18 protein-coding genes are annotated in these 20,446 nt (G+C 38.8%); 9 read left to right on the top strand and 9 right to left on the bottom strand.

The features are described from left to right. Positions 1-3: 3 nt before the first annotated feature. The 4 genes from ACH3O9_RS07790 to ACH3O9_RS07775 form a co-directional block, all read right to left on the bottom strand. A complete protein-coding gene (locus ACH3O9_RS07790; RefSeq protein ID WP_416445972.1) occupies positions 4-1,008 on the bottom strand; it encodes a vWA domain-containing protein in 1,005 nt (334 codons plus the stop codon). Continuing rightward, complete coding sequence (locus ACH3O9_RS07785) at positions 1,008-2,687, bottom strand: hypothetical protein (protein WP_416445970.1); 1,680 nt, start codon at positions 2,685-2,687, stop codon at positions 1,008-1,010. Before ACH3O9_RS07785 ends, ACH3O9_RS07790 begins: the two co-directional genes overlap by 1 nt. Positions 2,688-2,700: 13 nt before the next feature. After that, on the bottom strand, positions 2,701-3,567 hold the full coding sequence (locus ACH3O9_RS07780) for a DUF58 domain-containing protein (RefSeq protein ID WP_416445968.1): 867 nt from the start codon (positions 3,565-3,567) through the stop codon (positions 2,701-2,703). 91 nt (positions 3,568-3,658) lie between these two features. After that, positions 3,659-4,663 carry an AAA family ATPase gene (locus ACH3O9_RS07775; RefSeq protein WP_416445966.1) on the bottom strand — a complete coding sequence of 335 codons (1,005 nt, stop codon included), beginning with the start codon at positions 4,661-4,663 and terminating at the stop codon, positions 3,659-3,661. A 327-nt stretch (positions 4,664-4,990) separates the two neighbouring features. On the opposite strand from ACH3O9_RS07775, the gene ACH3O9_RS07770 reads away from it, so the two are divergent. The 3 genes from ACH3O9_RS07770 to ACH3O9_RS07760 all read left to right on the top strand — a co-directional run bounded on the left by ACH3O9_RS07770 (position 4,991) and on the right by ACH3O9_RS07760 (position 7,688). Then, positions 4,991-5,752 carry an SDR family NAD(P)-dependent oxidoreductase gene (locus ACH3O9_RS07770; RefSeq protein WP_416445964.1) on the top strand — a complete coding sequence of 254 codons (762 nt, stop codon included), beginning with the start codon at positions 4,991-4,993 and terminating at the stop codon, positions 5,750-5,752. Positions 5,753-5,823: 71 nt separating this feature from the next. Then, positions 5,824-6,960, top strand: coding sequence for an ATP-binding protein (locus ACH3O9_RS07765; RefSeq protein ID WP_416445962.1), 1,137 nt, complete (start codon positions 5,824-5,826; stop codon positions 6,958-6,960). Next, complete coding sequence (locus ACH3O9_RS07760; protein WP_416445960.1) at positions 6,960-7,688, top strand: metallophosphoesterase family protein; 729 nt, start codon at positions 6,960-6,962, stop codon at positions 7,686-7,688. The genes ACH3O9_RS07765 and ACH3O9_RS07760 overlap by 1 nt, the downstream gene beginning before the upstream one ends. Before the next feature lie 121 nt (positions 7,689-7,809). Here the strand turns inward: ACH3O9_RS07760 and ACH3O9_RS07755 are convergent, their stop codons facing one another. The 3 genes from ACH3O9_RS07755 to ACH3O9_RS07745 all read right to left on the bottom strand — a co-directional run bounded on the left by ACH3O9_RS07755 (position 7,810) and on the right by ACH3O9_RS07745 (position 10,609). Next, the gene (locus ACH3O9_RS07755) at positions 7,810-9,345 is read right to left on the bottom strand and encodes an aldehyde dehydrogenase family protein (RefSeq protein WP_416445958.1); all 1,536 of its coding nucleotides are present in this window, start codon (positions 9,343-9,345) and stop codon (positions 7,810-7,812) included. Positions 9,346-9,425: 80 nt separating this feature from the next. Then, complete coding sequence (locus ACH3O9_RS07750) at positions 9,426-9,959, bottom strand: 3-hydroxyanthranilate 3,4-dioxygenase (protein ID WP_416445956.1); 534 nt, start codon at positions 9,957-9,959, stop codon at positions 9,426-9,428. Between the two features lie 152 nt (positions 9,960-10,111). Further along, entirely contained in the window at positions 10,112-10,609 is a 498-nt protein-coding gene (locus tag ACH3O9_RS07745; RefSeq protein ID WP_416445954.1) for a CAP domain-containing protein, read from the bottom strand. A gap of 254 nt (positions 10,610-10,863) precedes the next feature. Here ACH3O9_RS07745 and ACH3O9_RS07740 point away from each other — a divergent pair, with 254 nt between their 5' ends. The 6 genes from ACH3O9_RS07740 to ACH3O9_RS07715 all read left to right on the top strand — a co-directional run bounded on the left by ACH3O9_RS07740 (position 10,864) and on the right by ACH3O9_RS07715 (position 19,224). After that, entirely contained in the window at positions 10,864-11,931 is a 1,068-nt protein-coding gene (locus ACH3O9_RS07740; RefSeq protein ID WP_416445952.1) for an isoaspartyl peptidase/L-asparaginase family protein, read from the top strand. Positions 11,932-12,066: 135 nt separating this feature from the next. Then, the gene (locus ACH3O9_RS07735) at positions 12,067-12,921 is read left to right on the top strand and encodes a phospholipase A (RefSeq protein WP_416445950.1); all 855 of its coding nucleotides are present in this window, start codon (positions 12,067-12,069) and stop codon (positions 12,919-12,921) included. A gap of 70 nt (positions 12,922-12,991) precedes the next feature. Beyond that, positions 12,992-13,498: a GbsR/MarR family transcriptional regulator gene (locus tag ACH3O9_RS07730; RefSeq protein ID WP_416445948.1), complete on the top strand. Its 507-nt coding sequence runs from the start codon at positions 12,992-12,994 to the stop codon at positions 13,496-13,498. A gap of 11 nt (positions 13,499-13,509) precedes the next feature. Then, complete coding sequence (locus tag ACH3O9_RS07725) at positions 13,510-14,649, top strand: efflux RND transporter periplasmic adaptor subunit (protein ID WP_416445946.1); 1,140 nt, start codon at positions 13,510-13,512, stop codon at positions 14,647-14,649. Positions 14,650-14,664: 15 nt separating this feature from the next. Then, positions 14,665-17,802 carry an efflux RND transporter permease subunit gene (locus ACH3O9_RS07720; protein ID WP_416445944.1) on the top strand — a complete coding sequence of 1,046 codons (3,138 nt, stop codon included), beginning with the start codon at positions 14,665-14,667 and terminating at the stop codon, positions 17,800-17,802. Positions 17,803-17,823: 21 nt separating this feature from the next. Next, positions 17,824-19,224 (top strand): efflux transporter outer membrane subunit, encoded by a 1,401-nt coding sequence (locus ACH3O9_RS07715; RefSeq protein ID WP_416445942.1) that lies wholly within the window; start codon positions 17,824-17,826, stop codon positions 19,222-19,224. A gap of 80 nt (positions 19,225-19,304) precedes the next feature. Here the strand turns inward: ACH3O9_RS07715 and ACH3O9_RS07710 are convergent, their stop codons facing one another. Together ACH3O9_RS07710 and ACH3O9_RS07705 are read right to left on the bottom strand one after the other, a co-directional pair. Then, entirely contained in the window at positions 19,305-19,781 is a 477-nt protein-coding gene (locus ACH3O9_RS07710; protein WP_416445940.1) for a CYTH domain-containing protein, read from the bottom strand. After that, positions 19,768-20,433: an NAD-dependent epimerase/dehydratase family protein gene (locus tag ACH3O9_RS07705; protein WP_416445938.1), complete on the bottom strand. Its 666-nt coding sequence runs from the start codon at positions 20,431-20,433 to the stop codon at positions 19,768-19,770. Before ACH3O9_RS07705 ends, ACH3O9_RS07710 begins: the two co-directional genes overlap by 14 nt. Positions 20,434-20,446: the final 13 nt, after the last annotated feature.

The raw sequence follows: 20,446 nt of genomic DNA, 5'->3' as shown, positions 1-20,446 counted from the left end.
TCTTTAAACAAAACTCCTGAACACTGTATATCCTAACAAAACCTCTCCTAAAAGCAGCAAACCGGCTAATATCACCAGCGGTCTGTATTCTTCTTCGTAGTTGGTAAATTTAAATTCTTCAATGTCTGTTTTCTCCAGTTTGTTGATCTCTTCATAGATCTCTTCAAGCTTTTGATTATCTGTCGCTCTAAAATAGCGACCACCCGTACCATCTGCTATCTTCTGCAAAAGCTCCTCATCTATCTCTACCTGAATATTGCCGTATTGAAAACCTCCATCTGGGCGTATTGCTATAGGAGATAGCGCGGTTCCGTTTGTACCAATGCCTATGGTATACACCTTTATGCCAAATTCTTTTGCTAATTCACTCGCCGTAACAGGATCTATGAAACCAGCATTATTTACACCGTCTGTCATTAAGATGATAACCTTGCTTTTTGCCTTGCTGTCTTTTAATCTATTTACTGAAGTTGCCAGCCCCATTCCTATTGCCGTCCCGCCTTCAATTACATTGTTGTATCGTATGTCATTTAGCGAACTCAAAACAATCGCCTTGTCACTAGTGATTGGGGTGCGCGTATAACTTTCACCGGCATATTCCACAAGACCTATACGATCATTGGGTCGCTCAGCTATAAATCGAGAAGCTACTTCCTTTAAAGCTTCTAAGCGGTTAGGCCGAAGATCTTTGGCCAGCATACTTGCAGAAACGTCTGTCGCGATAACAATGTCAATACCCCTTGTGGTTTTTGTTTTGGTCGAGACATCTACTGTACGTGGGCGAGCCATTGCTGTGATTAACAATGCAAGAGCAAGCAACCTTAAAATAAATAAGATAGGCCGCAATTTTGCCAGAGTACCGCTACCCGTTTTAAACCCTTTTAAGCTCGATATTTTAACCTCTGCGGTAAGTTTTTTACGCTTCCAGAAATACCATGCTATTGCAACTGGAATTAACAGGAATAACCAAAACCATTGAGGATGTAAAAATTCAAAATTATCAAACATCAGTTTACTTGTTTTTGAAGTTCTACAGAATTTATAATACGATCTGCTATCTGCTTGGCATATTGATCATCTTTTCTCCAGGAAACCACGATCTGTTGTATGACACCTGGCGTCGTAAATGAAAGCATTAAATATTCACCTTTAGTAAATTCACCCGGTTTACCTTCTTCAGGAAAATCTCCAGAACCAAATGTTTTTAAACCTTCTGCCCCATTAGGAGTCGTGTATTTTTCACTTTTAACCAGCAGATTTTTAGCTCCAGCACCTTCTAATGTCTGCATCATAGCATCTGTCGCTTTTTGCAGGTCTGCCTCGTTTTTACCACCAAATCTCGTGTTATTGACTATAATTGAAAGTCTGTCTACAAGACTACCGTAAGCAAATGTGTTCATTTCTACCTGCCCCTGCGCTTCTTTAGGAATAGGAAGGTTTACTCTTCTTAAAACTTTAGGTGTAGAAACGGCTACAGCAGGATAACCATATTCACTACGTATCCAGTCTCCTTCAAGCAATTCTTTAGAAGGATGACCTATGTACGTATCTTTTACATAATCAAAACCTTTAATAGCAATTAAGACTCCGGCAGAGATAACCAGAATTGCCAGAACACCCAAAATACTGGTAAAAATAAGTCGTCTTTGTCTGCGCTTTGCTAAGGCTTTTCTGTAGGCCTCGTCACGCATTAATTCTTCTTCTGTAGGTTCTGGTAAAGCTTCTTTAGTCTCTTTTACAACCTGCTCTACAACCAGCCTGTCTGCTTCTGCTTTTCCTTCTTCTGGTCTTATTCTTGCAAATTTTGTAAGATCTGCGGTTTCTAAAACCTTTTGTAATTTTTTTATCGTCTCGTTGCTCAGTTCAACTTTATGGGTGTCGCGCTCAACGTATAAGCGGTTGATAAGTTCGCTGGTCGTACTTTCCATAGAGCGATCATAGACCTCTTCATTGAGATATCTTCTTACAATATCTGTAAGTCGTGAATAATAAACTTTTGTAGTCGCCTGATCTGCCGTTTTGCTGGGCGTTTCATATTCTTCATCCAGTTGTTTAAGTGATAAAAGCGCCTGCTCAAAAGGAGGTAATTTACGTTCTGCTTCCGCTTTTTTGCGGCTTCTTCTAATTAACCAAAACAGGAAAGCTCCTATTATAAATAAAACACCAAGGGCCCAGAGAACATATTCCCAGAACCTGCTAATTGCTCTTTCTACCTCTATGGTTTGCTTAATATCATACAACCCTTGTTTTGTAGTATCTATAGCAACATTTGCTACTTCTACCTGCATTGAGTCTGTAAGAAAAGGTTTTTCATTTATAATAATGCGCTGCTGCGGAATGGTGTAAGAACCGCTATCAAATTGCGTTAAGCCGTATTTCTTTAAAAGTTTAACTTTCGCCTGAGCGAAAGAAGTATCTACTTTATAAGATTCTATAACTTCTAATGGCGAGAAACTCTGCCCTTCAGGAAAAACGACAAGATCTGTAGAATCTGTTACAACTTCTACAGAGTAATTGATTTGCTCACCTATTTTTATAGAAGTAGAATCTATAGCAGCCTTAACTTGCTGCGCATGCAAATCAACTGAAAAAATAAAGCAAATGGCAAAAAAGAAGAAGGCGTATTTAGCTTGTGATATTTTAAAGTGGCCTTTTATTTTTGTTTTGGGGTTCAATATATAATTCATCTTTCTTCTCCTGTTATCCTCTTCTTTTGAAATAGCCCAAGAGTTTTTTTACATAACTTTCATCTGTGCGCACATCTATAACTCCGGCGCCACTGCGTCTAAAGGTTTCTTCATAGTACTTAACCTTATCTCTGTAAAAAGCGGCGTAATTTGATCGCACTTTTTTTGATGTAGTATTGACAAGCATAAGTTCGCCGGTCTCTTCATCTTCCATCTGCACCACGCCCAGACTGGGAATTTCTTCCTCGCGCTGATCGTAAATACGTATCCCGGTTATGTCGTGCTTACCAGATGCTATTTTTAGTGTATCTCTGTACTCATCTGCAATAAAGTCTGAAAGCACAAAAACTATAGCTTTCTTTTTCATCACATTTGACAAAAACTTTAAAGCCTGAGCAACATCTGTCTTCTTACTTTTAGGCTCAAACTCAAGCAATTCTCTTATAATCCTGAGTACGTGTGATTTCCCCTTTTTGGGCGGAATATAAAGTTCTATCCCATCAGAAAATAAAATGAGACCTATTTTGTCATTGTTCTGCATGGCCGAAAAAGCCAGCGTCGCAGCAACTTCTGTAACAATTTCTGATTTGAATTGCTGATCTGTACCAAAAAATTCTGAACCACTTACATCTGCCATGAGCATCATTGTAAGTTCGCGTTCTTCTTCAAAAACCTTAACATACGGCTCACTATACCTGGCAGTCACATTCCAGTCAATACTACGCACATCATCACCAAACTGGTATTGCCGCACCTCACTAAAGGTCATACCACGCCCTTTAAAAGTAGAATGGTACTCTCCGCCAAAAATATGATCAGACAGGCGTCTGGTCTTTATCTCTATCTTGCGTACTTTTTTGAGTAATTCTTTAGTATCCATGATTTGAGTATGCAGCTAATTGTATTTAAAAGCTTCCAAAAAACCCAAAAATCAGGGTTAAAATCGGCCTAAAAAGGTTAAAAATCAGCCTCTATGGCACTTCTATTTCATTAACGATCTTGTTAATGATCTCTTCTGTAGTTACATTTTCAGCTTCAGCTTCATAAGTAATACCAATACGGTGGCGTAGCACATCGTGTACAATAGCGCGCACATCTTCTGGTATTACATATCCTCTTCCGCGTATAAACGCAAAACATTTAGAAGCTGTTGCTAAGTTTATACTTCCTCGAGGCGATGCTCCAAAACTTATTAAAGGCTTAAGATCTGCAAGCTTAAAGTTTTCAGGGTAACGTGTGGCAAAGACAATATCAAGTATATACTTTTCTATCTTTTCATCCATATAAACATCTCTCACAGCCTCCTGCGCTCTCAATATCTGTTCTATAGAAACCACAGGGTTAACCTGCTCATAACTACCTTTAAGATTCTGGCGTATGATGAGTTGCTCTTCTGCATGTTTAGGATAATCTATTACCGTTTTTAGCATAAAACGGTCAACCTGAGCTTCTGGCAAAGGATAAGTACCTTCCTGCTCTACCGGGTTTTGCGTTGCCATTACTAAAAATGGCTTATCAAGAATAAAGGTTTCATCACCTATCGTCACCTGACGCTCTTGCATAGCTTCAAGCAAAGCACTCTGCACTTTAGCAGGAGCCCTGTTAATCTCATCTGCAAGCACAAAATTGGCAAAAATAGGACCTTTCTTAATACTGAAATCATTCAGCTTCATATTGTAGATAAGCGTACCTACAACATCTGCCGGTAATAAATCTGGTGTAAACTGTATACGGCTAAAACTACCGTGAACTGCTTTAGAAAGTGTATTTATTGCAAGTGTTTTTGCAAGCCCGGGAACTCCTTCTAGAAGTATGTGCCCGCGACCCAACAAGCCAATAAGCAAGCGTTCTACCATGTGCTTTTGCCCTACGATGACCTTATTCATCTCAAGGGTAAGAATCTTTACAAAAGCACTTTCTCTTTCTATTTTTTCATTAATGGCCCCAATGTCAATGGCTGTATTGGTATCTTCCATAATATTTGGTATAATTTTGTGCAGTTAACAACTCTGCAATGTTCAATTTTATTACAGAACACCTTGTTAACAATAGGTTAAAAAAATCTTTAATGACTAGGGTTTTCAAGGGTTTTTCTAATTTCAATCTCTGTAATTTCAAGTTTTGAAAATAAGAAATTCTGCCCATGCCTCTTGCTGCTAAATTCGCAAAAAACAGTGCCTATTTCTATCTAATCCATAGACTGTAGCAAAAAGGTGATGTTGCAAACAAATCCCCCACCGATCTGAAAAAATAAATACCTGAATTTACAACCCTTTGATTGAAAAGAATTTAAAAATAGATTAATGACAAAAAAAACTGCTTTAATAACGGGTGCAAGTAGCGGTATAGGCCTTGCAACTGCAACAGAATTTGCTAAACACGGTATCAACCTCATCATTTGTGGGCGAAATAAGGAAAAACTTAAAGATTTAAAAGAAGAACTGAAATCCTCTGTAGATGTTCATATACTCACCTTTGATGTTAGAACAAAGAAAGATGTTTTCTCTGCAATAGAAAGTCTTCATGAAAATTTCGCTCAAATTGATATCCTGATTAACAATGCAGGCAATGCCTATGGGATGGATACCATTCAGGACGGTGAAACGGATGACTGGGACGCTATGCTTGATATAAATGTGAAGGGCTTATTATATGTAAGTAAAGCTATTATCCCGCAGATGATAGAGCGCAACAGCGGTCACATTATTAACATAGGCTCAACCGCAGGCAAAGAAGTCTATCCAAAAGGTAATGTGTATTGTGCCAGTAAACATGCTGTAGACGCAATAAATCAGGCAATGCGCATAGACCTAAATCCATACAATATACGTGTGGGAGCTGTAAACCCGGGTATGGTTGAAACGTCTTTTAGCGAAGTGCGTTTTAAGGGGGATAAAGACAAAGCCGCAAATGTTTACAAAGGCTTTACACCCCTTGTTGCAGAAGACATTGCAGATATACTTTATTTTGTGGTTTCCAGACCCGCACATGTAAATATCGCAGATCTTGTAGTGATGAGCACAGACCAGGCAAGTAGTACCGTGGTGAATAAAAAGACAAGTTAATCTTTGCTATTCTTGAAAGATATGTCTTAATTATACATAACTATCAAAACTACTTTAATATAGGATAAACTGTGATCAACAAACGCTTACTCATTAAAAACCTGCTTGCTCATAACGACGAGAATAGTTTTTATGATAAAAAGCGGAAAGTTGACATTAGTACTAAAGAAGGTAAAGCGAAGTTCTTAAAGCACATTTGTGCTCTCTCTAATTCTAATCCTAAAAACAACAGCTACATAGTTATAGGTGTAGAAGATGACACAAATGAAATCACAGGAGTTCCGTTTTTTGACGATAGCAAAATTCAAAATCTTGTAAACGCCTATCTTACAAATCCGCCGCTTATTTCTTACGAAAATATTCCGTTTCCCAATTTACCCCGAGATCTGGTGGTAGGCCTAGTAACTATACGACCCACTAACAGATTGACAGCCTTGCGGAAGAATATCTGGAAATACTGGGGCGGCAGTGTTTTCTTTAGAGATGGCAGCATCTCAATGCCCAAGGTTTTTGATATCGAGATAAAAGACGTCAATAGTTCTATCGTTGCCACAATAGAAAATCATGCGCGCAACAGCATAGAACTTACTTTAAATGGTGTAATCGATTTTATAAACAACCGCCACAAAGATCTTTATACCAATTATAAGGTTTTTAAAGAGCAATTTGTGGTGTGCTGGGCCGGGCATCAAAAAAAGGTTAAGGATAAAACGTATTACAGCCGCGTAGATATTGAGCTTATTAATGAGCAGGTGCGCCTGTTTTATTCGGCGCTTGACGAAGTCTCGATCACGATAACAGAAGATACATTTACCATTTTAGAATATGTATTGTTGGGGCTTCAGAACAACTTTAAATATTACCCTTTAGAAGAATTAACGATTACATTTAAAGAAAATGGCTTTTACGGCATAGACAGCAAACTTGCTTTTGAGCCTCCGCTTTATGACAAGAAGTTGCTGCATCACATTTACAACAACAACAATGTAATTTTACAAAAACTTAAAGCTGACACCGCTCTTAATAAAGGTGAGAATGATGATCTTGCAAACCTGGCCTCAACATATCTTATCTGTTATTTAAACGGATTTGAAGAAGCAATAAATAAACTGGAAGAAGCGCGCCCTTTCCTTAGAAAAATAGGCGGAAAACTCTATGATTCTTACAAAGAGAATATGCGCATTCTTAGAAAAGTAAAATATAATTAATGGGACGAACTCTGGTAATAGGTGATATACATGGTGGTTTAAAAGGCTTAAAACAAGCCCTTAAAAGAGCCGAAATTAAAACGGATGACCACCTTATATTTTTAGGTGATTATGTTGATGGGTGGAGTGAAAGTGCTCCTACTGTAGAATTCTTATTAACGCTTTCGCGAAAGCAAACCTGCACACTTTTAAGAGGCAATCACGATGATCTTGTGTACCAGTGGTTATGCGGTGCAGATTATAATGAAAGCTGGATGCGACATGGTGGTGTAGCAACAATTGATTCCTATAAAGGCTATTCTGAAAAAGAGAAAGCCGCTCACAAAAAATTCTATGAATCACTTATAGATTATCATCTGGATACTGAATACAGATTATTTGTACACGCAGGTTTTCAAAACCAAAGCGGGCCAGAATATGAATACAGCAGCGTCACTTATTATTGGGATCGCACGCTGTGGGAAATGGCGCTGGCGATGGACACCTCAATTACAGAAAGTGACCCGCGCTATCCCAAGCGACTTACACATTGCAAAGAGATCTATATTGGGCATACTCCCGTTACTCGCATAGGCGAAACCACGCCGGTTAATATTGCCACAATTTGGAATATTGACACAGGTGCCGCTTTTAAAGGTCCGGTTACAATTATGGATGTTGACACTAAAGAATACTGGCAAAGTGACCCGGTACACACGCTGTATCCTGAGGAAAATGGGCGCAATTAGAGCGATTTTTAGCACTAAACAACCGATTTTCCTGAAATATAATACTGAGAAAAATCGGTTTAAACCGGCTTATTTTCGGCTTTAAAAGCTAAAAATCAGGTAGTTTGTTATTATCCTTAAATTAAAGATCAAATTTTATTCCCTGTGCAAGGGGCAATTTTGTCGTATAATTTATGGTGTTGGTTTGCCTGCGCATATAAACCTTCCACGCATCAGAGCCGCTTTCACGACCGCCACCGGTTTCTTTTTCGCCGCCAAAGGCACCACCTATTTCTGCCCCTGATGTACCAATATTTACATTTGCAATACCACAGTCACTGCCTGTAACGCTTAAGAATTGTTCTGCTTCGCGCAGGTTATTTGTCATGATAGCAGAAGAAAGGCCTTGATTTACACCGTTTTGCAGTTCAAGCGCATTAGTCACATCTCCAGAATATTTTAGCAAATAGAGAATAGGCGCAAAAGTTTCATGCTGCACGATCTCAAAATCGTTTTCAGCTTCGGCTATAGCTGGCTTTACATAGCAACCGCTTTCATAACCTTCACCTTCTAAAACCCCGCCCTCAACAAGCAGATTTCCACCTTCGGCGACTACTTTTTCGAGCGCAGCCCGGTACATTTTAACAGCGTCTTTATCTATAACCGGCCCAACATGGTTATTTTCATCTAAAGGATTACCTATCTTCAACTGATTATAAGCCGCTACTAAAGCTTCTTTTACCTGATCATAAACAGACTCGTGAATTATTAATCTGCGGGTAGAAGTGCATCGTTGCCCTGCAGTGCCCACAGCACCAAAAGCGGCACCAATAATGGTCATTTTAATATCTGCATCTGGCGTTACTATTATTGCATTGTTTCCTCCTAATTCAAGTAAAGATTTACCCAGGCGTGAACCCACGGTACTGGCTACAATTTTACCCATACGCGTAGAACCGGTCGCAGAAATAAGCGGAATTCTTGAATCCTGCGTCATGAATTCACCCACATTGTAATCACCATTGATCAGGCATGAAATACCTTCCGGAAGATTATTTTCAGCAAAAATACGAGCTGCAATTTTTTGACAGGCGATGCCGCACAAAGGCACTTTCTCTGACGGTTTCCAGATACAAACATCGCCACATATCCACGCAAGTGCCGTATTCCACGCCCAGACAGCAACAGGAAAATTAAATGCCGAAATTATACCCACGATCCCCAGTGAATGGTATTGCTCGTACATTCTATGACCGGGACGCTCTGAGTGCATGGTTAAGCCGTGAAGCTGTCGCGAAAGACCAACCGCAAAATCGCAGATATCTATCATTTCCTGCACTTCGCCCAGACCTTCCTGCAAAGATTTGCCCATTTCATAACTTACCAGCTCGCCAAGTGGCTGCTTTAATCTGCGCAGCTCATCACCAAATTGCCTAACTATCTCCCCGCGCTGAGGCGCAGGTTTTAGTCGCCACTCTTTAAAAGCTTCTTTAGCAGTTTCTACAACAGTTTCATATTCCTCTTTTGTGGTGGTAGTAACTTTAGCGATCAATTTACCGTCTACAGGAGAATATGAAGCGATCTCGTCGCCTGAGTCATATCTTTTACTCCCCGTAGAAGAGCCTGCGTTTATAGGAGTTATTTCTAGATCTGCTAAAACTTTATCTATGCTTACCATGTTTGTTTTTGTAATTATCGGGTAGTTTGTACCTAAAATCGGTTAAAAATTGAAGAAATCGGCCTGAAATTATTTCAGTTTTATCTCACAAAACGAGGATCAGCTTCCATCACATGCCCGCAATTATCGCAGGTACGCAATTCTTCACTGCCGTAGAATATTTTAAAGTGCTTTAAAAAATCCTCCTCTATATCATTTAACGGGAAGTAAACCTCATATAGTTTATGATTACAATTATCACAAAACCATAAAAGACCATCTTTTCCATCAAGGTCTGCTCTTTTTCGCTCAACAACCAGACCAATAGAATTTTCTTTTCGCACAGGCGAATGCGGCACTTTTGCCGGGTGCAAATACATATCACCGGGTCCTAATTTCATAGTTTTCTTAACTCCCTCATCCTGAACATGCACCTCTATCTCTCCTTCCAGCTGATAAAAAAGTTCTTCGGTCTCATTATAATGGTAATCTTTACGCGCGTTAGGCCCTGCTACCACCATGACGATATAATCATCTGCATCTTTGTAAAGATTCTTATTCCCCACGGGTGGTTTTAAAAGATCTCTGTTCTCATTGACCCATGCTGTAAGATTAAAAGGTTTTGCTATCGCCATGTTGATATTTTAGGTTAAAAATACAATATAAGTATGTGTTTAAAAACTAACGGTGCTTTTAAAAAATCTGCTCAAATACATGAAAAATCTCGTTTTTAAGCATAAAAAAAGCAGGCTCTCGCCTGCTAATGGGGGTAATATTTATTTATTGTTTATTCTTTTACAAAAATCTCTGTAAAGTAAGTAACGCCGGTTGCAGTCTTAACAACTGCGATCCCAGAATGTGTAAAGTCACCTTCTAGTGCTGCTCTGTGACCCGGGCTTTTTAACCACGCTGCAACAACATCTTCTGGAGTGTCATAGCCAAAGGCTACATTCTCACTTACTTTGTCTGCCCCTTTAGATTTAAGATAATCTGATCTCTTAAAGAAATTATCGTGGCTTATTTGATGTTTTGAAGCCATGTACTTAGAGTGATCTACTGCCTGAGATTCAGAATCTGAATGTGGTTGTAGGTCTGAAAGACCCATAGACTCACGGTGCAGATTAATCTCATCTAAAACAGCTGCTGCAAATTGACCTTCTACCTCTAAATTAGGTGCAAGTTCAATCATATCTATCTCGCTGGCAACAAGTTCATCGTCTTTGCTGCAAGAGGCTAAAAGGCATAGCAATGCCATAGCGAATATGCTTCGTAGTATCAATTTCATAATTTGGGGCTTATGAGTTATTACACTACAATAGTAATAGATATAACTGAATAAAAAAAGCGTTTAAACGCAGTAAACGTGTATTTCATCGAATAGTTGGTCATTTTAATTAAATTTTAACGCTTTTAAACTTTTTATACGTGCCGTTTATCGGTTATTTAATTAATTCAGGATTTTCTAATGCGAAATGTCATTTTGTTTAACAGTTTTATGAATTTCAATTTTTCTATCTTTCACCTCTAAAGCTGTTTACGATGAAAAAGATATTCCTCCTTCTATGCCCATTTCTTCTTTTACTTTCTTGTGATGAATCAACTACGGTCAATACAACTCAAGAAAACACCACAACCGCAAATGACACTACTCAAAATACCTTTGGCCTTATCATACACGGTGGCGCTGGTACTATTTTAAAAGAAAATATGACCGACTCTATGGAGACGGCCTATAAAGAAATGCTTACAAAAGCCATAAAAACAGGTCATGAGATCCTAAAAAATGGCGGTAGTAGTCTGGAAGCTGTGCAACGTACCATAAATGTGATGGAAGATTCGCCACTTTTTAATTCGGCTAAAGGAGCAGTTTTCACAAATGCCGGCATAAATGAACTAGATGCTTCTATTATGGATGGTAAAACCCTTAACGCAGGTGCTGTCGCCGGTGTTACTACAGTAAAAAATCCTATTAATCTTGCTTATGAGGTTATGACAAATTCAGACCACGTAATGTTGAGCGGTAAAGGCGCAGATAAATTTGCAAAAGAGCGCGGACTAGAAATTGTTGACCCTTCTTACTTTTTTACCCAAAAGAGATATGATGCCCTTATGGATATTAAAAAGAGAGAAACGATAGAACTTGATGACGATAATAAATCTGCCTTCTACGATCCTTTTATTAAAGATGAAAAATTTGGTACCGTAGGTTGCGTTGCTCTTGATAAAAACGGAAATATAGCTGCGGGAACTTCTACAGGCGGTATGACCAATAAAAAATACAACCGCATTGGCGATTCACCTATAATAGGCGCTGGTACTTATGCTAATAATAAGACTTGCGGAGTATCGTCAACAGGCTGGGGTGAATATTTTATACGCGGTATTGTAGCTTATGATATTTCGGCACAGATGGAATATGCCGGTAAGACTCTTGAGCAGGCGGCTAAAAATGTAATTCAGGGTAAACTCACAAAAATGGGCGGTACAGGCGGCATTGTTGCCATGGATAAAGATGGTAACGTCGCCATGGAATTTAATACTGCCGGAATGTACAGAGCACATATGGATGCCAATGGTAAACTTGATATAGGTATTTATTCTAAGTAAAACTTTATTAAAAATCGGCATTAAAGCATTAAAAATCAGCTAGAAATAGCTGATTTTTAATTTAACACAAGCTTAAGTTTGCGTAGTTCGGGAAATACCGAACTGTTTGTAATTTCGCATTTTCAAATCTGAAACATGCGCGCAATACTACCTGTTTTATCTGTTTTATTTTTTTTCGCCTTGAGCTTTCATTCTTTCAATCTGGAAGCCCAGGCACTCTCACGCGAGGAAGTAGATGATACGATACAGAAAATGCCCGCGTTTTCCATTCACAAAAACAATTATTTTATAACTGGTATTCCTACTCACGAGCGCATTAACAGTACTTCTACAGATGCTAAATACCAGATAAGTTTTAAATTATTGCTTACGCGAAATACACTACCGCTGGATAGTTATTTATTTCTCACCTATACCCAAAAAGCCTTCTGGAATATTTATCAATTTTCCAGTCCTTTTGAGGAGATCAATTTTAATCCCACCTTGGGTCTGGGCAAACCACTTTATAATAAAGATGATCAAGTGAATGGTCTTGCCATTCTACAACTAGAACATGAATCTAATGGTCGTGACAGTATTTTTTCCCGTAGCTGGAACAATCTATCTCTCGCCTATCACACCCAGTTAAATGACCGCACAACATTACAAGTTAAAGGGTGGCTACCATTTTTATACAAAACAGACAATCCTGATCTTTTAGATTACATAGGTCTGGGTGAGGCAAATATTAGTTATGACATCAAACCAAAAAAACTCATTTTAAATGTAATTATGCGTAAAGGATGGGGATGGGACTGGAAAGGTGCTGTTAAAACTCAACTTCTCTATCGCCCGTTTAAAATGCCTAATCAATTTATTATGCTTGAGTGGTTTACGGGCTATACAGAGAGTTTAATAGATTATCAGGAATATAAAAGCATGATCAGGTTTGGCTTTATTATCAAGTCTGATGAGTTTGAAATATTCAAAAAACAGACGAGAAGAAATTAACAAAATTTTAAGTTTCGTTTAGTTCGATTAAAACCGAACTAAACGTAGTTTTGCCGTTCAAAATGAATTTATGGAGTCTGAGGAGTTAAAAAAACAAAAAGAACGTCTTATAGAACGCCTGGGCGTTCACATAGAATGTAAGGATCAATTTGCCCCCCTTGCGGCGCGTATTATGTCAACATTAGTTCTCACGGGAAAAAAAGGCTGCTGCTTTGATGCACTCGTTGCAGACCTGAACGCCAGTAAAAGTACCGTCTCAACACATCTTAATAATTTACAACAAAGCAATCGCATCTCTTATTATACGAAGTGCGGCGATCGCAAAAAGTATTTTATCATGCATCCTGATAGTATGATACTTAAAATGGATGAAATGGTTGCCACCTGGGAAAAAGAAAAAGACCTGCATTTGCAGATCATGGAATATAAGAAAGAGATCAATAAACATTTACCCCAGGATGACGACTCAAAATTTGAGTTAGAATTTCACACAGACTATCTGCTTTTTCTTGAGCAGGCTAGTTCCTCAATAAAACGCTTACGCGAAAAACTTTCCACAAAAATCAAAGAAGACTAATCAATCACGACATGAAAAAAAGATCAATACCCTATTTTATACCGGTTATATTAGGAGCCTTATTCACCCTCGCCTCTTGCGGTGATGGTGATAATAGCGCACAGCAAGCGCAGGCTGCTCCCCAGGCTTTACCTTTTCCGGTTATAGAAATACCTACACAAAGTGTGACTGCTTATAAAACGTATCCTGCAAGTATTGAAGGAATTGTAAATAGCGAAGTAAGAGCTAAAGTTTCCGGCTACATCACAGATGTTTTAATAGATGAAGGGCAAAAAGTAAAAAAAGGACAAACCTTATTTAAACTAGAGACCCAATCTCTTACTCAGGAAGCTAATGCTGCACAGGCTAATGTAAATGCTGCGCAGGTTGAAGTTAATAAACTGAAACCTCTGGTAGAAAAAAACATTATTAGCGAAGTACAGCTGGAAACAGCAAAAGCACAATTGGCTCAAGCCAAAAGTGGCTACAACAGTATCGCTGCAAACATAGATTACGCTAATATTAAAAGCCCTGTAGATGGTTTTGTAGGATCAATACGTTTACGCAAAGGTTCTTTAATAAGTCCTCAGGACCAGCAGCCTTTAACTACAGTTTCAGATATAAGTAAAGTGTATGCTTACTTTTCTATGAATGAAAAAGAATATTTAGATTTCATCCAGAACACTGATGGTGAAAACATAGAAGATAAGATCAAAAATTTGCCTAAAGTTAAATTGCTATTAGCAAATAACACCTTTTACGATCAGGAAGGAACTATAGAGACTATTAACTCTATGGTAAATAATAACACCGGTTCTGTGTCATTTAGAGCGGTTTTTGACAATCCTAACCGGATTTTATCTAACGGAAACAGCGGTAAAATTCAAATACCACAAAATTATACAGACGCAGTTGTCATTCCGCAGCAATCTACTTATGAGCAACAGGGTTCTACTTACGTATATAAAGTAGGTGCAGATAATACTGCCATCTCTACAAAGATCACCATTTCTACAGAAGTTGATAATCTATATGTTGTAAGCTCTGGTGTAGAAAAAGGTGACCGTATTGTAGCCACAGGTGTAGGCAAGTTAAGAAGCAATGCACAAATACAACCTCAGGAAGTACCTTTTGACAGTATCGCTAAACCTATGAACAAGGTATTCAAATAATAGAAAAAGAAAATCATGCTAAAGACATTCATTGAAAGACCTGTTCTCTCGACAGTAATTTCTATTATAATAGTCATATTGGGTGTTCTGGGTTTAACGACCCTTCCTATCACCCAATATCCAGATATTGCGCCGCCCACCATACAGGTGACAACATCATATCCTGGTGCTAACGCAGAAACCATACTTGAAAGCGTTATTATCCCTATAGAAGAGCAAATAAATGGTGTAGAAGGTATGACCTACATCACCTCAACTGCTACTAACAATGGTACTGCAGAGATCACGGTTTTCTTTGATCAAAATGTAGATCCTGATATTGCAGCGGTAAACGTGCAGAACAGAGTTGCTCGTGCAAACCCGTTATTGCCACAGGAGGTTAAACAAACAGGTGTACTTACGCAAAAGCAACAAACAAGTGCGTTGATGTACCTTTCCTTTTATAGTACCAATGAGGACTATAATGATACTTTTATACAAAACTACCTTCAGATAAATGTTATCCCTGAAATTCAAAGGATAAACGGTGTGGGTAGCGTAAATGTATTTGGCGGTAAGGATTATGCCATGCGTATTTGGCTAGAGCCTGATAAACTTGCCGCATATGATCTTGTACCGGCAGATGTTTCTGCTGCTTTAAGAGAACAGAGTCTTGAGGCTGCTGCGGGATCTTTGGGTGAAAACAACGGGGAAGCATTTTCTTATGTTATTAAATACCCGGGGCGTTTTAAAACTGAAGATCAGTACAGTGATATAATTATAAAAGCGCTGGGAGATGGTCAATTTTTACGATTAAAAGATATTGCAAGTATAGAGCTTGACGCACAATCATATAGCGGTGGCTCTACTACAAATGGATACCCAAGTGTGAACATGGGTATTTTTCAAACCAAAGGTTCTAACGCCCGAGATATAATTGACGCAATACAGGAACAACTTGATGATACCAGAGCAACATTGCCAGAAGGTATACAGATATTTATACCTTATGATACAAATAACTTCTTAAATGCATCTATTGATAAGGTGGTTCATACCCTTATCGAAGCATTTATATTAGTGTTCATTGTGGTATTTGTTTTCCTTCAGGATTTCAGGTCAACTTTGATTCCTGCCATTGCGGTTCCGGTTTCTATTATAGGAACTTTCTTTTTCTTAAACCTCTTTGGCTACTCAATCAATCTACTTACTCTTTTTGCACTTGTATTGGCAATTGGTATTGTGGTAGATGATGCTATCGTAGTTGTAGAGGCGGTGCACGCCAAAATAGATGAAGGGGCAAAGACGGCTAAAGGTGCTACTCTTGATGCCATGCACGAGATCTCTGGAGCGATCATATCGATCACACTGGTTATGGCGGCGGTATTTGTGCCGGTAACTTTTGTGCAAGGACCTACAGGTGTATTTTATGAGCAGTTTGGTGTAACTCTTATTGTGGCAATATTTATTTCAGCGCTAAATGCATTGACTTTGAGTCCTGCATTATGTGCTTTATTCCTTAAACCACACGATGAGCATGAACATGATAAAAAGAAAAATTTCCTTCAGCGTTTTTATGCTGCTTTCAACAGAGGCTTTAATGCAACGATTCACCGTTATGGCAGATCACTTAGTTTCTTATATCGCAATAAATGGATCACAGCTGTTATTCTAGTACTCGCCGTTGGTGGTATCTGGTGGTCGTCTACAACCACAGCTACAGGATTTGTGCCTGATGAAGACCGTGGAATCATATTTATAAATTTTGAACTTCCTGCAGGTGCATCTTTAGACAGAACCACAGAAGTAAGCCAGACACTATATGAAAACATCATAAACATGCCTGGGGTACAGGGAGCTTCTTTTATTACAGGTCGTAGTTTATTGAGTGGCGCAGGTAGCAACTATGGTTTAGGATTTATTCGTTTAGATGACTGGGATGAGCGTACAGATGATTCTGTAAGTATAGAAGCTATCACCGGTAAACTCTTTGGTATGGCAGCGACAATTCCGGAAGCAAATGTGATATTCTTTTCACCTCCTAGTATTCCGGGTTTTAGTGCGTCTTCTGGTGTTGAGGTGAATTTATTAGACCGTTCTGCAGGAGCTTTTACAGATCTTGACCAGGCAAATCAGGAATTTATGAATGCGCTTACACAGCGACCTGAGGTTCAATATGCTCAATCATCTTTCAACACACGCTATCCTCAATATCAAATGGATATAAATGTGCCTTTAGCGAAAGAACTGGGCGTTCCTATTAGTAGTATATTTTCTACTCTTCAAGGCTATGTAGGTGGTGTTTATGCAGCAGATTTCTCAAGATTTGGTAAGCAATATCGCGTTTATATGCAGGCGCTTCCAGAAGACAGAGCTGAAGAAAGTGATCTTAATTCGCTTTATGTAAGAACAGGAAGTGGCGAGATGGCTCCGGTGAAAGAGTTTGTTACTCTTAGCCGGGTTTATGGCCCACAATCAGTTACACGTTTCAATCTTTTCAATTCAGCTAAAGTGAATGTAGCGATGAATCCTGGTTTTAGTAGTGGTGATGGTATTGCGGCAGTAGAAGAAGTTGTGAGTTCGCTGCCCAATAATTACACCGCGGCTTACTCAGGTCTTACTCGTGAAGAGGTAAATGCAGGAAACCAGACAACAACAATTTTCATTCTATGTATTGTCTTTGTTTACTTCTTACTTGCTGCTCAATATGAAAGTTATTTACTTCCATTCTCTGTGCTATTATCATTGCCTCTGGGTGTTTTTGGAGCTTATATCTCGACAAAACTGGCAGGCTTACAGAATAACATTTACTTCCAGATATCATTGATCATGTTAATAGGCCTTCTGGCGAAAAATGCGATTCTTATTGTAGAATTTGCTTTGCAACGCCGCAGAAGTGGTGAAAGCATTGTAGATGCTGCGATTGATGGAGCAAAAGCTCGTTTACGTCCTATTTTAATGACCTCATTTGCCTTTATTTTAGGTCTTACTCCTCTGGTACTCGCAAGTGGTGTGGGTGCAGCAGGTAACAGATCAATAGGTACAGGCGCTGTAGGTGGTTTGCTTATAGGTACTATTCTGGGTGTCTTTGTAATACCTATTCTGTTCATATTATTTCAATGGTTACAGGAAAAAGTAAGCAAGAAACCCACTACAGAAGTTGTAAATGACTAACCTAAACTAGAAACTCATAAAATGAAAATCATATATAAATTTAAATTCCTCATTTTAATAGGCGTCGTATTCAGCTTACAGTCCTGTTTTGTGGCTAAGGATTACCAAAGGCCGGAAGAGATTATTAATGAAGATTTCTACCGTACAGATATGCTTACTCAGGATACCCTGAATATTGCGGAAGTATCCTGGAGAAATATGTTTACTGATGCTACGCTGCAATCTTATATTGAAGAAGGTCTCGAAAACAACATAGATATTCGGGTAGCATTACAGAATATTTTGGCTTCTGAAGCTTATTTTAAGCAGGGAAAGGCAGGTTATTTACCTACATTGAGTGGAGGCGCAACATATACGCATCAGGAGCTTTCTGAAAATAGTCAGTTCGGAAGTTTGTTCTCAGCCTTAGATCAATATCAGGTAAGTGCAGATCTTTCATGGGAAGCAGATATCTGGGGAAGAATTCGTAGTCAGAAAAGAGCGTTTCAGGCAAGTTATCTGCAATCAATAGCTGCACATCAGGCTGTAAAAACGCAATTGATCTCAAGAATTGCTTCTTCTTATTATGAGTTGCTTTCGCTTGACGAACAAATTCGTATTACCGAGGAAACAATTTCTACGAGAGAGAACAGTCTTGAAACCACACAAGCACTTAAAGATGCCGGTAATGTTACAGAAGTAGGCGTTAAGCAAACCGAAGCGCAGTTGTATAATGCGCAGGCTATTCTTATTGATCTAAAGAATCAATCGCGTTTGCTGGAAAATACGTTCTCAATTCTATTGGGAAGAACTCCTTCAAATATTGAAAGAACCTCCTTAGATGAGCAGGAAATAACTACAGAACTTAAAATAGGTGTGCCTGCACAGCTGTTGAGAAACAGACCAGATGTAATCTCTGCAGAGTACAATCTTGTAAATGCTTTTGAACTAACAAATGCCGCAAGAAGTAACTTTTATCCTGCACTTACGCTTACCGCTTCCGGCGGGTTGCAAAGTTTAGATTTTAATACTTTGTTTGATCCTGAATCATTTTTTGCAACGCTGGTGGGTGGTATTACACAGCCTATTTTTAATCAGCGGAGAAACAGAACTCAATACGAGGTTTCACAAGCTCAGCAGGAACAAGCAAGGCTTGATTTTAGGCAGGCCATTCTTACGGCAAGCAAAGAGGTGTCTGATGCTTTATACAGCTATGATACCGCAACTCAAAAAATAGAAATAAAACAAAAGGAATTTGATGCCTATGACCTGGCGACAGATTACTCTGAACAGTTACTAGATAATGGTCTGGCTAATTACCTTGAAGTTTTAAATGCCCGTGAGAATGCATTATATGCAAGACTTGACCTTATAAATGCCAGATACAACCAGTTGCGCTCTGTAGTAGATCTTTATGAAGCTCTGGGCGGCGGATGGAAATAAAACGAGATGCTTTTCCCCCTAAAGTAACTTTAAGAAAAAGCCAACCTTGCGGGTTGGCTTTTTTTATGCTTCATAATTTCTTATAACCAATTTATAAAAGGGTGTTTGCTTAACTGCGAATTGTAGTAGCGTATCTCACCGGTTACTTCTTGCCCCAACCAGGAAGGATGTGCAAATTTCTCATCAGCATGTTTAAGCTCAATTTCTGCGACGACAAGTCCTTCATTTGCTCCAAAAAACTCGTCTACTTCAAAAACATGTTCACCTTGAGGTATTTCATAGCGCATCTTATCAATAATTCCCTGCTCACAAAGTTCTAACAAAGCATCTGCCTCTTCAACGGCGATAGATTTCTCCCATTCAAACCTTGTTGTGCCACTTTTATCAGAAGCTCCTTTAATGGTTATAAACGCCTCGTCGCCATAAATACGCACACGTACAGTTCTGCTAGGATTGCTGTTTAGGTATCCTTGAGAAATACGAATACTTTTAACTGCTTCGGTTTTAAAATCCTGTGATTCTACTAAGAATTTGCGTTCTATTTCAATAAGTGCCATGTGCTATTGCTTTAATTTCGTTAGACGGAATAATTACGTGTTTATATCCATTTTTAGCCACTTGTATCATGGCTTTGGCAATTGTAAGCGGGTGTATGCTTCGATATTTTTTCAACCCACCAATTAGCAACGGATTGATAATTGTCATAATCATTTTACTCACCGTTTCTAATGTGCGTTTTTCATCACGATCTCCTGCAATTAATGACGGTTGCAAAAAATAACAATTTTTGATCCCTAAACCGGCCACATCACTTTCCATCTCCCCTTTAGTACGGTTATAAAAGATCTTGCTTTGCGCATCTGCGCCAATTGCAGAAATAGTGATCATCGTATCGATATTGTTAACCATGCATAGACAGGCCGCGGCCACAGGAATACCGTAATCTATTTTATGATAGAGATCTTTATCTGGCGTTTTTGCCTTGGTTGTACCTATGCAGCAAAAAACCACATCAGCTTTAAACCGCATTTTTTGCTCCTCCAGATCAAATAAATCAATTATATATTCGGTCAATTTTGGGTGCTTTAAACCCGATTTTCGTCGGGAAAAGGCGATTATTTTTTCGTAATCCTGAGACGCGAGAAGTTCTTTCGCCAGAAGGCTTCCTGTTAAACCGGTTATTCCTAAAATTATAGCTGTTTTTGCCAATTTTTTACCTGTT

This window comes from Leeuwenhoekiella sp. A16 (assembly GCF_047946675.1).
Lineage (GTDB): Bacteria > Bacteroidota > Bacteroidia > Flavobacteriales > Flavobacteriaceae > Leeuwenhoekiella.
Note: the sequence above shows the minus strand (reverse complement) of the source record. Positions and strands in the feature narration are given on the sequence as shown.

Excerpts from the sequence above, each read along its gene's own strand:
- ACH3O9_RS07735 (WP_416445950.1), top strand. The coding sequence starts at position 12,067 with ATGCGCGCAATACTACCTGTTTTATCTGTTTTATTTTTTTTCGCCTTG.
- ACH3O9_RS07715 (WP_416445942.1), top strand. The coding sequence starts at position 17,824 with ATGAAAATCATATATAAATTTAAATTCCTCATTTTAATAGGCGTCGTA.
- ACH3O9_RS07785 (WP_416445970.1), bottom strand. The coding sequence starts at position 2,687 with ATGAATTATATATTGAACCCCAAAACAAAAATAAAAGGCCACTTTAAA.
- ACH3O9_RS07780 (WP_416445968.1), bottom strand. The coding sequence starts at position 3,567 with ATGGATACTAAAGAATTACTCAAAAAAGTACGCAAGATAGAGATAAAG.
- ACH3O9_RS07745 (WP_416445954.1), bottom strand. The coding sequence starts at position 10,609 with ATGAAATTGATACTACGAAGCATATTCGCTATGGCATTGCTATGCCTT.
- ACH3O9_RS07755 (WP_416445958.1), bottom strand. The coding sequence starts at position 9,345 with ATGGTAAGCATAGATAAAGTTTTAGCAGATCTAGAAATAACTCCTATA.
- ACH3O9_RS07790 (WP_416445972.1), bottom strand. The coding sequence starts at position 1,008 with ATGTTTGATAATTTTGAATTTTTACATCCTCAATGGTTTTGGTTATTC.
- ACH3O9_RS07750 (WP_416445956.1), bottom strand. The coding sequence starts at position 9,959 with ATGGCGATAGCAAAACCTTTTAATCTTACAGCATGGGTCAATGAGAAC.
- ACH3O9_RS07720 (WP_416445944.1), top strand. The coding sequence starts at position 14,665 with ATGCTAAAGACATTCATTGAAAGACCTGTTCTCTCGACAGTAATTTCT.
- ACH3O9_RS07730 (WP_416445948.1), top strand. The coding sequence starts at position 12,992 with ATGGAGTCTGAGGAGTTAAAAAAACAAAAAGAACGTCTTATAGAACGC.
- ACH3O9_RS07770 (WP_416445964.1), top strand. The coding sequence starts at position 4,991 with ATGACAAAAAAAACTGCTTTAATAACGGGTGCAAGTAGCGGTATAGGC.
- ACH3O9_RS07740 (WP_416445952.1), top strand. The coding sequence starts at position 10,864 with ATGAAAAAGATATTCCTCCTTCTATGCCCATTTCTTCTTTTACTTTCT.
- ACH3O9_RS07710 (WP_416445940.1), bottom strand. The coding sequence starts at position 19,781 with ATGGCACTTATTGAAATAGAACGCAAATTCTTAGTAGAATCACAGGAT.
- ACH3O9_RS07775 (WP_416445966.1), bottom strand. The coding sequence starts at position 4,663 with ATGGAAGATACCAATACAGCCATTGACATTGGGGCCATTAATGAAAAA.
- ACH3O9_RS07760 (WP_416445960.1), top strand. The coding sequence starts at position 6,960 with ATGGGACGAACTCTGGTAATAGGTGATATACATGGTGGTTTAAAAGGC.
- ACH3O9_RS07725 (WP_416445946.1), top strand. The coding sequence starts at position 13,510 with ATGAAAAAAAGATCAATACCCTATTTTATACCGGTTATATTAGGAGCC.